12 protein-coding genes and 1 riboswitch are annotated in these 14,901 nt (G+C 56.1%); of the genes, 5 read left to right on the top strand and 7 right to left on the bottom strand.

Going from position 1 to position 14,901, the window contains the following annotated elements; all coding sequences use genetic code 11:
• Positions 1-103: 103 nt before the first annotated feature.
• The 3 genes from fbaB to thiM all read right to left on the bottom strand — a co-directional run bounded on the left by fbaB (position 104) and on the right by thiM (position 2,842).
• Positions 104-1,156, bottom strand: coding sequence for a class I fructose-bisphosphate aldolase (gene fbaB, locus FFB58_RS11475; RefSeq protein WP_039031098.1), 1,053 nt, complete (start codon positions 1,154-1,156; stop codon positions 104-106).
• Between the two features lie 118 nt (positions 1,157-1,274).
• Positions 1,275-2,075 (bottom strand): bifunctional hydroxymethylpyrimidine kinase/phosphomethylpyrimidine kinase, encoded by an 801-nt coding sequence (gene thiD / locus FFB58_RS11470; protein ID WP_039031097.1) that lies wholly within the window; start codon positions 2,073-2,075, stop codon positions 1,275-1,277.
• A complete protein-coding gene (thiM, locus tag FFB58_RS11465; protein ID WP_138369937.1) occupies positions 2,072-2,842 on the bottom strand; it encodes a hydroxyethylthiazole kinase in 771 nt (256 codons plus the stop codon). The genes thiD and thiM overlap by 4 nt, the downstream gene beginning before the upstream one ends.
• Positions 2,843-2,877: 35 nt before the next feature.
• Positions 2,878-2,974, bottom strand: a riboswitch (TPP riboswitch).
• Positions 2,975-3,296: 322 nt separating this feature from the next.
• Between thiM and FFB58_RS11460 the strand changes: the two genes are divergently transcribed.
• The 3 genes from FFB58_RS11460 (at position 3,297) to FFB58_RS11450 (ending at position 6,868) form a co-directional block, all read left to right on the top strand.
• Entirely contained in the window at positions 3,297-3,758 is a 462-nt protein-coding gene (locus FFB58_RS11460; RefSeq protein WP_138369936.1) for a hypothetical protein, read from the top strand.
• A 242-nt stretch (positions 3,759-4,000) separates the two neighbouring features.
• Entirely contained in the window at positions 4,001-5,383 is a 1,383-nt protein-coding gene (locus FFB58_RS11455; RefSeq protein ID WP_138369935.1) for a diaminobutyrate--2-oxoglutarate transaminase, read from the top strand.
• Between the two features lie 18 nt (positions 5,384-5,401).
• The gene (locus tag FFB58_RS11450) at positions 5,402-6,868 is read left to right on the top strand and encodes an aspartate aminotransferase family protein (protein ID WP_039031093.1); all 1,467 of its coding nucleotides are present in this window, start codon (positions 5,402-5,404) and stop codon (positions 6,866-6,868) included.
• 61 nt (positions 6,869-6,929) lie between these two features.
• Here FFB58_RS11450 and FFB58_RS11445 read toward each other — a convergent pair whose 3' ends face one another.
• From FFB58_RS11445 to FFB58_RS11435, 3 genes are read right to left on the bottom strand one after another with little or no spacing between them, the layout of a single operon-like run.
• The gene (locus FFB58_RS11445; protein ID WP_138369934.1) at positions 6,930-9,119 is read right to left on the bottom strand and encodes a polysaccharide biosynthesis tyrosine autokinase; all 2,190 of its coding nucleotides are present in this window, start codon (positions 9,117-9,119) and stop codon (positions 6,930-6,932) included.
• Positions 9,101-9,565: a protein-tyrosine-phosphatase gene (locus FFB58_RS11440; protein WP_039031091.1), complete on the bottom strand. Its 465-nt coding sequence runs from the start codon at positions 9,563-9,565 to the stop codon at positions 9,101-9,103. Before FFB58_RS11440 ends, FFB58_RS11445 begins: the two co-directional genes overlap by 19 nt.
• A complete protein-coding gene (locus FFB58_RS11435) occupies positions 9,565-10,704 on the bottom strand; it encodes a polysaccharide export protein (RefSeq protein WP_138369933.1) in 1,140 nt (379 codons plus the stop codon). The genes FFB58_RS11440 and FFB58_RS11435 overlap by 1 nt, the downstream gene beginning before the upstream one ends.
• 496 nt (positions 10,705-11,200) lie before the next feature.
• Here FFB58_RS11435 and FFB58_RS11430 point away from each other — a divergent pair, with 496 nt between their 5' ends.
• Positions 11,201-11,533 carry an RcnB family protein gene (locus FFB58_RS11430; protein WP_039031090.1) on the top strand — a complete coding sequence of 111 codons (333 nt, stop codon included), beginning with the start codon at positions 11,201-11,203 and terminating at the stop codon, positions 11,531-11,533.
• 84 nt (positions 11,534-11,617) lie between these two features.
• Here FFB58_RS11430 and apbC read toward each other — a convergent pair whose 3' ends face one another.
• Entirely contained in the window at positions 11,618-12,727 is a 1,110-nt protein-coding gene (apbC, locus tag FFB58_RS11425) for an iron-sulfur cluster carrier protein ApbC (protein WP_039031089.1), read from the bottom strand.
• Between the two features lie 136 nt (positions 12,728-12,863).
• Here apbC and metG point away from each other — a divergent pair, with 136 nt between their 5' ends.
• Positions 12,864-14,897: a methionine--tRNA ligase gene (gene metG, locus FFB58_RS11420; protein WP_138369932.1), complete on the top strand. Its 2,034-nt coding sequence runs from the start codon at positions 12,864-12,866 to the stop codon at positions 14,895-14,897.
• Positions 14,898-14,901: the final 4 nt, after the last annotated feature.

The raw sequence follows: 14,901 nt of genomic DNA, 5'->3' as shown, positions 1-14,901 counted from the left end.
ACCCCGGCCCTCTCCCCAAAGTGGTGAGAGGGAAAAGACGCCACCGGACAGTCCCCTCTCCCCTATGGGGAGAGGGTTAGGGTGAGGGGAGAGGGGTTAGGGATTACGCGATAGTCACCTTCTTATCCAGATAGACGTCCTGCACCGCATTTATCAGCTTCACGCCGTCCGCCATCGATTTTTTAAACGCCTTACGACCGAGGATCAGCCCCATCCCGCCCGCGCGTTTATTAATAACGGCCGTGCGTACCGCATCGGTGAGATCGGTTTCCCCCCCCGCTGCGCCGCCGGAGTTGATGAGCCCCGCGCGGCCCATATAGCAGTTCGCCAGCTGGTAGCGCACCAGGTCGATAGGGTTGTCGCTGGTCAGTTTGCTGTAGACCCGATCGTCGGTATAGCCAAACTTGACCGCCTTATAGCCGCCATTATTTTCGGCCATTTTCTGCTTCACAATATCCGCCCCGATGGTGGCCGCCAGATGGTTGGCCTGTCCGGTTAAATCGGCGGAAACGTGGTAATCCGTGCCGTCTTTATTAAAGGCCGGGTTACGCAGATAGGCCCACAGCACCGTCACCATTCCTAACTCATGGGCGCGCTCAAAGGCGGCGGAGATCTCCTCAATCTGACGGCGCGACTGCTCTGAGCCGAAATAGATGGTCGCCCCGACCGCCACCGCGCCCATGTTGAACGCCTGCTCGACGCTGGCATAGAGGGTCTGGTCATATTCGGTTGGATAGCTCAGGGTTTCGTTGTGGTTGAGCTTGACCAGGAACGGAATGCGGTGCGCATAGCGCCGGGAGACCGACGCCAGCACGCCGTAGGTAGAGGCGACGCAGTTGCAGCCAGCTTCAATCGCCAGTTCAACGATGTTCTTCGGATCAAAATAGAGCGGGTTGGCGGCAAACGACGCACCGGCCGAGTGCTCCACCCCCTGGTCCACCGGCAGGATCGACAGATAGCCGGTTCCGCCCAGACGCCCGGTGTTATACAGCGTCTGCATATTTCGCAAAACCGCTGGCGGGCGGTTGTTGTCGATCATCACGCGGTCGACGTAGTCGTGGCCAGGCAGATAGAGCTGGTCGGCTGGAATAGTCATACAACGATGCTGTAACAGGCTGTCGGCGTCTTTGCCAAGCAACTGCGCAATATCAGTCATAGTTTTGCTCCCCTTAGTGCCGACAGGCTGTCGGCATGTTTTCTCCAGGCTCACAGGATTGCGAGCCCCCTAAGCCTGGTCTGTGGGTAGCGAATTTTCCAGCTATGGGCGGTAACCTTTACCACCACGCATGGAAATGGTGGACCGGACCCATGCCCTGCCCCACCTCCAGCGTGTCCGCCTGTGCCAGCGCGCAGGAAAGCCAGGTTTTGGCCTCGCGCACCGTATCCGCCCAGCTATCGTGACGCGGGCGCAGCGCAGCCAGCGCGGCCGAGAGGGTGCAGCCGGTGCCGTGGGTGTTTTTGGTCTTCACGCGCGGGGCGGTAAAGCGCACCGTTCCGTCGCGGGTAAACAGCCAGTCGGGGCTCTCGGGATCGTCAAGATGCCCGCCTTTCATCAGCACCGCTTCACACCCCATCGCCAGCAGGGCATAACCCTGCTCTTTCATCTCCTGTTCGCTGCGGGCGTGAGGGGCATCGAGCAGCGCTGCGGCTTCGGGCAGGTTTGGCGTGATCAGCGCCACCTGCGGCAACAGCTTTTTACGTAGCGTTTCGACGGCAGAAGGTGAAAGCAGCGGGTCGCCGCTTTTCGCCAGCATCACCGTGTCCAGCACTACGTTTTTAACCTGATGACGCAGCAGCTGCTCCGCCACGGCCTCGACGATATCGGTTTCGGCCAGCATGCCGATCTTGGTGGTGTCGATGCGCACATCGCTGAACACCGATTCCAGCTGCGCCGCCACAAAATCGGGTTCAATACGATAGACCGACTGCACTCCGCGGGTATTCTGCGCCACCAGGGCGGTGATCACCGAGCAGCCATACGCCCCCAGCGCCGAGAAGGTTTTCAGGTCGGCCTGGATCCCGGCGCCGCCGCTTGGGTCGGTGCCGGCAATGGTCAGGGCATTAATGCGTTTCATTGTTGCGCCCCCAGTTCCCACAGGGCATCCAGAAACGCCGTGGCAAAACTGCCCGGTCCGCGGCTTTGGGCTGCCGCAAGGGTTCCGGCCCGTTTCATCCAGCCGCAGGCCGCCGCGATGTTTTCCAGCCGGTCGCCCGGCAGTGAACAGCTGGCCGCCACTACCGCCGACAGCGCGCAGCCGGTGCCCACCACACGGGTCATCATCGGATCGCCCCCGGTAACCGTCTGGGTACGCAGCCCGTCGGTGACGTAATCCACCTCCCCCGTCACCACCACGATGGCATTGGTTTGCCGCGCCAGCGCCTGGGCCGCAGGCAGCGCGCTGGCCGCCGTATCGGTGGTGTCCACGCCGCGTCCCCCCGCGCTCATCCCGGCAAGGGCGAGGATTTCCGAGGCATTGCCGCGAATGGCCGCCGGTTTGAGGACGAGGATCTGCTGACAGAACCGGGTGCGGTACCCCAGCGCGCCGACGGCTACCGGATCGAGCACCCAGGGTTTACCGACGGCAACCGCACTCTCAATGGCCCGACGCATCGCCTGGGCGCGCGACGCGGTTAACGTCCCGACGTTAATCAGCAGCGCATCAGCAACAGCAGAGAATTGTTCCGCCTCTTCGGCTTCAATCACCATCGCCGGTGACGCGCTAAGTGCCAGCAACACGTTGGCGGTAAAGGTCTGCACGACGTCGTTGGTCATACAGTGGGTGAGCGGAGAACGGGTTCGGAAGTGGTGTAAGGCATGTAAATTGAGCAGGTCAGGCTGCATGGTATCGCTCCTGCCTTGCGCGAAGAAGCGATAGCCCGCAGGGCATCTGACTTCCCTACGCTGGCATTATCCAGATCAGGTGGTACGGGTATTTCTCAGCCTTCACAAAGAAGGGCACCCCGAGTCAAATTACATAATGTAACGGTGGCAGCGTAGAGGATGCGTCTGGCAATAGCAAGGGGCTTTCTGGCGCTTCGCCACTCCTCCTGCTTACATCTCTGACACCCTTTTCTAACCCAGCAATAACCAGCTGCCAGGATAACTCTCAAGAAATTAGCTATTCGTGCTAAATGTGATCTTCGTCAACCTGAGACAACGCCCCTTGCGTGATATTCAGCGCGCGCCACTGGTGCGTCTCTAATATAGACACCAGCAAAAAGTGGCCAGGCCAATAATAATTATCGAATCAACAACCGGGGAACAGACGATTTCCCCTTTCCTTTAAGGTTAATGTATGAAAAAGATTCTGTTGGTGGGTATGATTGCCGCTTTGCTGGCGGGCTGTGTCTCTGAAGAGCAGCGTTTAGCGCAGTGTGAGGCCAAAGGCGTAAGCCGTGATGCCTGCTACATTGCTGACCAGAACCGTCAGGCCACCATCAATGCCGCAGCGGAAAAACAGGCGCTCGAGAATGCGCATGAAGCCGTACAGCATGGCCAGGCGGCGCACGTTGCCGATCCGCTGCGTGAAGCCTCCTTCAGCGCCAACGGTATTAAAGCCAGCATCAATAACGGCTTCACCCAGGCCACCATCAACGGCAAGAAAGCCGTGGTGAAACGCTCAAATGCGAATTTCTACGAGGTGAAAGGCGCGGGTTACGTGCTGTCGATTTCGCTGGATGCGAACGGCGTGACCGACGCTTCATGGAATAAAACCCATGGCCGCGATCACGGTATTCTGAACGTCGTCCAAAAGTAGTTCTAAAGCGTTCTAAAACGCCCCGCTTTTATACCCGAAGCCTCCCCCTGGAAACCTCAGGTGCCATGCGGGGTTACGCCCTACGCGCGTTGATTCAACGCGCGTAACAAAACGATAAACAATTAACCATTGAGCCCCGGGCAAAAAGGCTCTATATTGGCCGCGATTTTTTATGCCCTTCTCATTTTCTTAATTAATTATTCAATCGGAGCCACGTGCTGAGCTGCGGTTGTAGGAGTGATATGATGACGGATAAAGTCCGTATTGATACTTTGAATGCCTCTTCTTTCAAAACCAACGAAACCTATCTGGCCCGTCAGGCCGAAATGGAATCCAATGTCAGGAGTTATCCGCGCAAGCTGCCTTTAGCCATTACTAAGGCGGACGGGGTGTGGATCACCGATGCGGATAACAAAGAGTATCTTGATTGCCTGGCCGGAGCGGGAACGCTGGCGCTGGGTCATAACCATCCTGATGTGCTGAAAAGCATCCAAAGTGTCATTACCAGCGGCTTGCCGTTACATACCCTGGATCTGACCACGCCGTTGAAAGACGCGTTTTCAGAATACCTGCTCTCTATGCTGCCAGGCCAGGGCAAAGAGTACTGCCTGCAGTTCACCGGCCCGTCCGGCGCGGATGCTGTAGAAGCTGCGCTGAAGCTGGCGAAAAAAGTGACCGGCCGCAGCGGCATCATCAGCTTCTCTGGTGCATACCACGGCATGACCCACGGTGCACTGTCCGTGACCGGCAACCTGTCTCCGAAAGAAGCGGTTGACGGCATGATGCCAGAAGTCCAGTTCATGCCTTACCCGCACCAGTACCGCTGCCCGCTGGGTATCGGTGGTGAAGCGGGCGTTAAAGCGCTGACCTACTACTTCGAAAACCTGATCAACGACGTTGAAAGCGGCGTGCGTAAACCTGCTGCCGTGATCCTGGAAGCAGTCCAGGGCGAAGGCGGCGTGAACCCGGCACCGGTTGAGTGGCTGCAGCGCATCCGTAAAGTGACCGAAGAGCACGGCATTCTGCTGATCCTCGACGAAGTTCAGGCTGGCTTTGCCCGTACCGGTAAATTCTTCGCCTTCGAACACGCCGGTATTCAGCCAGACATCGTTGTGATGTCCAAAGCTGTGGGCGGCGGTCTGCCGCTGGCCGTTCTCGGTATCAAAAAGCAGTTCGACGCATGGTCTCCTGGCCACCACACCGGTACCTTCCGTGGTAACCAGCTGGCAATGGCCACCGGCCTCACCACCCTGCAGATCCTCAAAGAGCAGAACATCGCTGATAAAGTTGCCGCCCAGGGCGAGTGGCTGAAAGCGAAGCTGGTTGAGCTGCAGAAACGCTATCCGGTTATTGGTCACGTGCGCGGTCTGGGCATGATGATCGGGATTGAGATCGTTAAGCCGCACGAAGCTGCCGACCACATGGGCTGCTTCCCGGGCGACGGCGAGCTGTCTGCATTGATCCAGAAGAAGTGCTTCGAAGCGGGCCTGATTCTGGAGCGTGGCGGTCGTAACGGTAACGTCGTGCGTCTGCTGCCTTCCCTGCTGATCAGCGATCAGGAGCTGAATGTGTTCCTGGATAAATTTGAGCAGGCGCTGCTTGCTGCGGGCGTTCGCCCAGTCTAACCGGAGACAATGGATACAATGTCAGATTTAAACCCGATTTTGTCGTCCTCGGCGCAAAGCATCGAAGCCTATCAGCAGGCCATCGAGCAGAGCACCCAGGCGGTCATGCAGTGGCTGAAACAGCCGGAAATGTACCAGGGTAAAACGGTCGCCGAGCTGCGCGAACGTATTAACCTGGACTTCAGCCCGGAAGGGCTGGGCAACGAAACCGCTATCGAGCGCGCCGTTGAATATTTCCTGAAAGACAGCCTGGCGGTGCATCATCCGCAGTGTGTGGCGCATCTTCACTGCCCGAGCCTGGTGGTAAGCCAGGCGGCGGAAGTGATGATCAACGCCACTAACCAGAGCATGGACTCCTGGGATCAGAGCCCGTCTGCGACCATTATCGAGATAAAACTGATCGAGTGGCTGCGTACCCGCCTGGGTTATCAGGCGGGCGACGCGGGCGTTTTCACCAGCGGCGGCACCCAGAGCAACATGATGGGTCTGATGCTGGCGCGTGATGCCTTCTTCGCGCGTCAGGGCCACTCCGTCCAGCAGGACGGTCTGGTGGGCGATCTACGTAAGATCCGTGTTCTGTGCTCCGACAGCGCACACTTCTCCGTACAGAAGAATATGGCGCTGATGGGTCTGGGCTACCAGTCCGTTATCCAGGTTAAAACTGACGAATGTTCGCGTATGGATCTGAACGATCTGGCCGCGAAAATTGAGCAGTGCAATGCCAACGGCGAACAGATTCTGGCGATCGTTGCCACTGCAGGTACCACGGACGCGGGCGCTATCGATCCGCTGCGTGCGATTGCAGAGCTGGCGGCAAAGCAGAATATCTGGGTTCACGTCGATGCGGCATGGGGCGGCGCGCTGCTGATGTCCGAGAAGTATCGCGATTACCTCGATGGTATCGAGCTGGTGGATTCCGTGACTCTGGACTTCCACAAGCAGTTCTTCCAGACCATCAGCTGCGGCGCGTTCCTGCTGAAAGAGGCGCGTCACTATGAGCTGATGCGCTATCAGGCAGCGTACCTGAACTCTGAGTTTGACGAAGAGGCTGGCGTGCCAAACCTGGTATCCAAATCCCTGCAGACCACCCGTCGTTTCGACGCGCTGAAGCTGTGGATGAGTCTGGAAGCGCTGGGCGAGAAGAAATACGCGGAGATCATCGATCACGGTGTCACCATGGCGCAGCAGGTTGCCGCGTACGTAACCGAACAGCCGCTGCTGGAGCTGGTCATGCCGCCACAGCTGGCGAGCGTTCTGTTCCGCTTCCGTCCTGAGCATCAGCTGGATGACGCGGCCATCGCGCTGCTCAACCAGAAAATCGGCGACGCCCTGCTGGAATCCGGCCGCGCTAACGTCGGGGTTACCGAGCATAACGGTATCACCTGCCTGAAGCTGACCCTGCTGAACCCGGTTGTGACCCTGGAGGATGTTAAAGTCCTGCTGTCACTGGTGGAACGCACGGCGCGCGAGCTGCTGGCTAAGTAAGTTGTTCTATCCGGCGGCGCCCTGCCGCCGGATTTCTTTCCCTTCTTCACTGCTCTTAGCCCTATTTTTTCTCTGCGTCGTGTTGCGAGACGTAGCTGTAGGTGCCGTAACTCTCGCTGTAATAGTTGGCTGCAGACTTCACAACGTCATTCAGAATGGCACCTTTGATATTCACCCCCATCTGCTGCAAACGCCGTTGACTGATCAGCATCTCCCGCACGGTCGTGATGTTGTGGCGGGCGACCAGCAGCGTAGATGCCGCAATACTCCCCACTAATGCCGCGTCAGTCACCGCCAGGATCGGCGGCGTATCGACAATCACGATATCGTAATGCTCACTCGCCCAGGCCATAAATTCTCGGAAACGGCTGTGCATCAGCAGTTCAGACGGATTCGGCGGGTACTGACCGCAGGTCACCACGTCGAAATTGCCGCTGGTAAAGGTCTGGGCGGCCTGGGTGAAGGACACTTTGCCTGACAGGACGTCAGATAAACCCTTATCATTATTAAGCCCCAGAATGTTGTGCACGTAGCCTTTGCGCATATCCGCATCAACGAATAGCACCCGCTGATCCACCTGTGCCACCAGCGCCGCCAGCGACGTACTGACCAGGGTTTTACCGCAGTCCTGGCCCGGGCCGCTGAACATGAGAATGTTATTCCCGGCATCCATCATGGCGAAATGCAGGCTGGTGCGTAATCCGCGCACCGCCTCGACAAAAATATCCAGCGGTTGGTCGACGGGCAAAAAGGGCACGCCTGAGGTTTTATGCTTAAAGTAGTAGCGGAAGAAATATCTCCCGCCTAAACGGGTTTTACTGTTTAACCATTCCGAGCGCGGTAAGGTGGCATAGACATTAATCCCTTCGCTTTCGAGCTGCTCCGGCGAGTTAATTCCCCGTCTCAGAGCGGATTTCGCCAGCACCAGGCCCACAGAAAGGAACGCGCCAAAAATTGTCATGAGCATGACAACAAGCGCCTTACGCGGCTTTATTGGAACCGGGTGGGTGGCCGCCTGGTCAATGATACGCACGTTGCCAATGGCGCTGGAGCGGGAGATGTTCAGCTCCTGCTGGCGCGTCAGCAGCTGAAGATAGACGGCGCGACCAGAATCCACGTCGCGGCTGAGGCGTACGATCTGCTGCTGGGTCGACGGCATCGCACTGACCCGTTTGTTCAGCCGCGCCCTTTCCTGCTCTAACGTCTGACGCTTTTCACGCAGCGCGCGATAGGTCGGGTGATCTTTTTTATAGTGCTGCGACACTTCCGCTTCGCGGAAGGTTAATTCATTGAGTTGATTATCGACGTTAACAATCTGTTCAAGAACGGCTTTTGCCTCGAGCGATAGATCCACCGAGTCGCGCTGTTTACGGTAGGTGTTCAGCCGCTCTTCTGCCAGCTCCAGTTCGCTGCGCACCTGCGGCAGCTGGCGCTGCAGAAAATCAAGACTTTGCGAATCCTGCGCCGCCTGGCGGGCAATGTTTTGTCTCAGATAGCTCTCGGCAATGTGGTTCAGAATGTTGGCGATCTGGTCGGGATTCGACCCCGTCATGCTCAGCGTGAGGATCCCACTCTCTTTCCCCTGTTCCGTCACGGTAAACTGGCGGCTCAGGGCGTTGATGGCTTCAAGCTGCGAACGCTGACTCACCCGAAAACGGGTTCCTGGCGGTGCCGACAACTCACGAACCTTAATCGTCACGCCCGCCTGTTGCACCAACGCCCCGACGCTCCCCTGCAGGTTAATCCCTTCCCCTTCAAGACGATATTTACCGTTGCTTTCAGCAGTGAGGGTCAGCGACATCGCTTTACCCGGCGTGCCGGGGAGCGTCAGACTGTCGAGCATCAGGGAGACGGCTGGCTGGCCGCTCAGCCTCGCCCAGCCCTCTCCTGCCAGAGGGAAGCGGATCGGGGTTATCTCATCACGCAGGCGCAACGCGTCCACGGTTTCGCCAAGGATCATGCGGGATTTCAGCAGCTGAATTTCAGCAGATGAGTCCTGAGTGAAAGTGGGCGATAGCTGATTTAACGATTTGAGCAGGCTGTTCTGCTGCTTCTCTTCAATTTGCACCAGGGCATCTGCAATATATACCGGCGATGCAAATAACGCATAGAGCACGCCGCTGAGCGCAAACAGTAGCGTACAAATAAAAACAGACACGCGATGATCAATTAATTCTCCCAGAAGCCGCGCCAGATCCAGCTCATGATTATCAACAGAATAAGCCTGCGCATTTACGATTTTCGACGACATGTACGTAATCCCTTAACTGTAAGTCGGTTGGCCCATTCCTGACTTGCTTCGCCAAGCAGGCGAAAAACATACTCAAATGCTTCCATGCTTTTACCGTACGGATCGGGGATCTCCTGTTGCCTGAGCCATTGGCCGAACAGCAGGGTTTTGCCACGCATTTCCGGCGCAATAAGCGAAATACGGTTTATTTGCGCGGATTCCATAGCAAGGATCAGATCGTATTCCCGCATCATTACCGCCGTCAGTGGTCGCGCAGCGTGATCCTCCAGCGAGATTCCATAGGTGCTGGCTATTTTCTGCGCATGACTGTCCGCCGGACGTCCGGCCAGACCGCAGATACCCGCCGAGGCGATGGTAAATGTGGGCAACTTTTGTTGCAAAAGCCGCTCGCCAATCGGAGAGCGACAAATGTTTCCCGTGCATACCACCAGAATTGACTGGATCATTATTCAGGCCACGACCTGATAAAGCGCACGGTTTCGGTCAGGTCATGCACGCCGCTGATGGTAGGCACCAGCTGCGTAATTACCCGGTTCCAGCGTGAGACAGGGGCTGTGGTGACGTAGACGATATCGTAGGGCTGGAGCTGAAACTCAGTGCCGAGCACCATAGCCGACGCATCGCGGGCATTCAGCTGATAAATGTTCGCGATTTTACCGTCCTTACTGTTTTTGCCGGTGGAGCGGATGATGAAGATGCCGCTCGCATCAGCCATGTCCTGATTCATACCACCGGCATTTGCCAGGGCTTCTGCCAGCGTCATGCCGCTGCGATCCATCTTCAGGGTGCTCTGTTTCACCACTTCGCCCATCACAAAGACTTTCAGGGCGTCATTGCGCGGTACAAACAGGATATCGCCCGGCCACAGCAATCTGTTTTGCGTCAGATCGCCGTGCTGCATCAGGGCGTGCAGCGAAATTCGCGTGTCCTGGCCCTCATGCGTCAGCACCACGTTTCGCCAGTCTGCATCCGTCGAAAGGCCCCCCGCCGCGTTAATCGCATCCATGATGGTCAGGGGAATATTGGTAATTGGCTGCTGCCCGGATTTCACCACTTCGCCGGTGACATAGGCCTTTTGTGAACGAAACGCCGCAATGCTGACGTCGACCTGCGGACTTTCAATGACTCTGTCCAGCCGGGCCGTGATCTCTTCGCGCACCTGGGCGAGGGTCTTTCCGGCGACATGGAGTTTGCCGACGTAGGGATAGAAGATCGTTCCGTCTGCGCCCACCCAGTTGCCGGTGTCGCTGGCGCTGCGATACTGACCGGCAGGCGTGGTGAGCTCGGGGTGATCCCAGACGGTGATCATTAGCACGTCCCCGGGGCCGATCCGGTATTCCCAACGTTTTAGCTGTTCATCGAGATTCGGATTTGCCTGAGATTTTACCTGGTTGGTGCGAAGCTGCTCAATCAGTGAGGGCGTCAAAGGCCAGACATCCACTTTCTTATCTAAATCAAGCGGGTTGTCTTTAACAGCAACGTTATTTTTTCCAGATATATTTATATGTTGGCCGGGCATATGGGTGCAGCCCGATAATAATATTGCGCAAATAAAAGCTGCACTGTTGCGGAGTGGGATTGTCATTAATAATGGATGCTCTATTATATTCCGTTAATAGCCCTATAACTTCCTTGTAGCTCACATTAAATTAGCCACATCATTAAAAATAAAATATCAATTACAATTAATCACTTACAGAAAAACCCGATAAAAGAAAAGCACCAACCATGTTGATAACTGTCTGGCATTATCTTTAAATAAGAGGAAAACCAAAAAACGCAAATTGACTAACACACATCATAAGCATTTCACGAAAAGAATTATACAGTACAATAACGGCTATTATGCCCTTAAGCGTCACTTTCAGATTTTATAAAATTAATAATACATTACACAAATTCCATTTAATGAAAAATTTACGCCACAAATAATTAATTCGGCCCTGCTGGTGGCAAGGATGTGTTGATTTGTTACATTTTTTACCAACTTAGCCAAACGGCAAAACATAAAATAGACTCTCTGTTGCTCAGCCACGAAACGGCAAAACAAGAGTAATGGCCACGGTAAATCTGGAGAAAAAATGACTAAAGGTAAAATTCTACTTCTGGGCGTATTGATGTCACTGGCGAGTGCAGCCTTTGCTGCCCCACAAGCCACAGCGGCGCCGTCTGGCATCCAGGCCTATGAGGAACAGGAGTTTGTAGCCGATTTTACGAAATATAAGATTGGTGATTTCGCCCCGGCGCAGTACCTGACACCTGAGTACACCATCAAGCAATATAACCTGCGTAATCTCCCTGCACCGGATGCAGGCACGCACTGGACCTACATGGGCGAGAACTACGTGCTGGTGGGTGATACTGACGGCAAGATCTACAAAGCCTATAACGGCGATATTTTCTACCACCGTTAACCGTTTGTTGTGCCGGGTGGCGAGGTAAAAGCAAAACGGTCACCTGAGGTGACCGTTTTTTGTGTTAGCACCCGCGCAAAAGCGTTACACCGCGCGGAATGAGATATCCGCAGGGATCACCTCACCCTGCCAGTAAAGCTGGGCGGCAACGCGATTCGCCAGCTGGCGATACATCTCCGTAAATTCACTTTCAGGACGGTTGACCACGGTCGGCTTACCGCTATCGAGATCTTCACGCAGCGTAATGTGCAGCGGCATCTGACCCAGTAGCTGGGTGTGATACTGCGCGGCCAGTTTTTCTGCCCCGCCGGTACCGAAGATGGCCTCATGATGACCGCAGTTGCTGCAGATATGCATGCTCATGTTTTCAACGATGCCCAGCACCGGCACGTCAACCTTCTCGAACATCACGATCCCTTTTTTGGCGTCGATCAGCGCGATATCCTGTGGCGTAGTCACGACCACCGCCCCGGTAACCGGGATGTTCTGCGCCAGCGTCAGCTGAATGTCACCGGTGCCCGGCGGCATATCCAGCACCAGATAATCGAGATCCGGCCACATCGTCTCCTGCAGCATCTGCATCAGCGCTTTGCTGGCCATCGGCCCGCGCCACACCATGGCATTATCGTCAGTGACCAGATAGCCAATCGAGTTGGTCGCCAGTCCGTACGCCATAATCGGCGCCATATGGGTGCCATCCGGCGAGGTCGGACGCTGATTTTCCGCGCCCAGCATGTTAGGAATTGACGGGCCATAGATATCGGCATCGAGAATACCGACTTTCGCCCCTTCAGCGGCCAGCGCCAGCGCCAGGTTCACGGCGGTAGAGGACTTCCCTACCCCGCCCTTGCCGGAGCTGATCGCGATGATATTTTTCACGCCATTGATGCCCGGATGGTTTTTCACCCGTTTCAGCGTGGCGATGGTATGGGTCAATTTCCAGTCAATAGCCTTCGCCCCGGTGATACGCAGCAGCTCGGCGCTGGTTTGCTCTTTCAGCGTCTCGAACGCATGGTTCCAGACGAAAGGCATATGCAGCTCGACATGCAGAGTGTCATCCAGCCACGCCACGTGATGTAACGCTTTCAGCGTGGTGAGATTGTGCTTCAGGGTGGGGTGCTGAAAATTAGCCAGCGTCCCGGCGACCATTGCGCGCAAGGCTTCCGGTGATTTGGCCTGGGATTGAGAACTCATCCCGACTCCTTTTGTTTTTGTGGATAAGACCTTTGTTGAACAAGTTTACCTGAAAGGCCATGGTTTGTGCTTACTTAATAATGCCCCTTTTGGTACTATCAAAACCCTTTTCACTACCAAAGAAGTAATGCTTACTATGACTCAAGTCGCGAAAAAAATTCTGGTGACGTGCGCTCTGCCGTACGCTAACGGCTCAATCCACCTCGGCCACATGCTGGAGCATATCCAGGCTGATGTCTGGGTCCGTTACCAGCGAATGCGCGGCCATCAGGTAAACTTCATCTGTGCAGACGACGCACACGGCACGCCAATCATGCTGAAAGCCCAGCAGCTTGGTATCAGCCCTGAGCAGATGATTGCTGAAATGAGTCAGGAGCATCAGACCGATTTTGCTGGCTTCGACATCAGCTATGACAACTATCACTCCACGCACAGCGACGAAAACCGCGAACTGTCGGAGCTGATCTACACCCGTCTGAAAGAGAACGGTTTTATTAAAAACCGCACCATCTCTCAGCTCTACGATCCGGAAAAAGGCATGTTCCTGCCGGACCGTTTCGTGAAGGGCACCTGCCCGAAATGTAAATCCCCGGACCAGTACGGCGATAACTGCGAAGTGTGCGGCGCGACCTACAGCCCGACCGAGCTGATTGAGCCGAAATCCGTGGTTTCCGGCGCAACGCCTGTGATGCGTGACTCCGAACACTTCTTCTTCGACCTGCCGTCATTCAGCGAAATGCTGCAGGCCTGGACCCGCAGCGGCGCGCTGCAGGAGCAGGTGGCGAACAAAATGCAGGAGTGGTTTGAATCCGGCCTGCAGCAGTGGGATATCTCCCGCGATGCGCCGTACTTCGGTTTCGAAATCCCGAACGCACCGGGCAAATATTTCTACGTCTGGCTGGATGCGCCAATCGGCTACATGGGCTCCTTCAAGAACCTGTGCGACAAGCGTGGCGACACCACCAGCTTCGACGAATACTTGAAGAAAGATTCCGACGCCGAGCTGTATCACTTCATCGGCAAAGACATCGTTTACTTCCACAGCCTGTTCTGGCCGGCGATGCTGGAAGGCAGCGGTTTCCGCAAGCCAACCAACCTGTTCGTCCACGGCTATGTGACGGTGAACGGCGCGAAGATGTCCAAATCCCGCGGCACCTTTATCAAAGCCAGCACCTGGCTGAACCACTTTGATGCCGACAGCCTGCGCTACTACTACGCGGCGAAGCTCTCTTCCCGTATCGACGATATCGACCTGAACCTGGAAGATTTCGTTCAGCGCGTGAACGCCGACATCGTCAACAAAGTGGTGAATCTGGCCTCCCGTAACGCGGGCTTTATCGCCAAGCGTTTCGACGGCGTGATGGCGGCTGAGCTGGCGGATCCTGAGCTGTACAAAACCTTCACCGACGCGGCTGCCGTAATTGGCGAAGCCTGGGAAAGCCGCGAGTTCGGCAAAGCCGTGCGTGAAATCATGGCGCTGGCAGACCTGGCTAACCGCTACGTTGACGAGCAGGCGCCGTGGGTTGTCGCCAAACAGGAAGGCCGCGATGCCGACCTGCAGGCGATCTGCTCCATGGGTATCAACCTGTTCCGCGTGCTGATGTCTTATCTGAAGCCTGTTCTGCCGCAGCTGGCCGCGCGTACTGAAGCCTTCCTGAACACCGAGCTGAGCTGGGACAGCATTAATCAGCCGCTGCTCGGCCACAAGCTGAACGCGTTCAAGGCGCTCTACAACCGTATCGAGATGAAGCAGGTTGAAGCCCTGGTTGATGCCTCTAAAGAAGAGGTGAAAGCCGCTGCCGCACCGGTTACCGGCCCGCTGGCGGACGATCCGATTCAGGAGACCATCACGTTTGACGATTTCGCTAAAGTCGATATGCGCGTGGCGCTGATCGAGAACGCGGAATTTGTTGAAGGCTCCGACAAGCTGCTGCGCCTGACCCTCGATCTGGGCGGCGAGAAGCGCAACATCTTCTCCGGCATTCGCTCCGCCTATCCGGACCCGCAGGTGTTGATCGGTCGCCACACGGTGATGGTCGCCAACCTCGCGCCGCGTAAAATGCGCTTCGGTATCTCGGAAGGGATGGTGATGGCCGCTGGCCCTGGCGGGAAGGATATCTTCCTGTTAAGCCCGGACAGCGGTGCGCTGCCTGGTCATCAGGTGAAATAAACGA

This window comes from Enterobacter sp. MF024 (genome assembly GCF_005843915.1).
In the GTDB taxonomy this organism is placed as follows: Bacteria; Pseudomonadota; Gammaproteobacteria; order Enterobacterales; family Enterobacteriaceae; genus Enterobacter; species Enterobacter barmai.
This window is presented reverse-complemented; position numbering and strand designations above follow the sequence as displayed.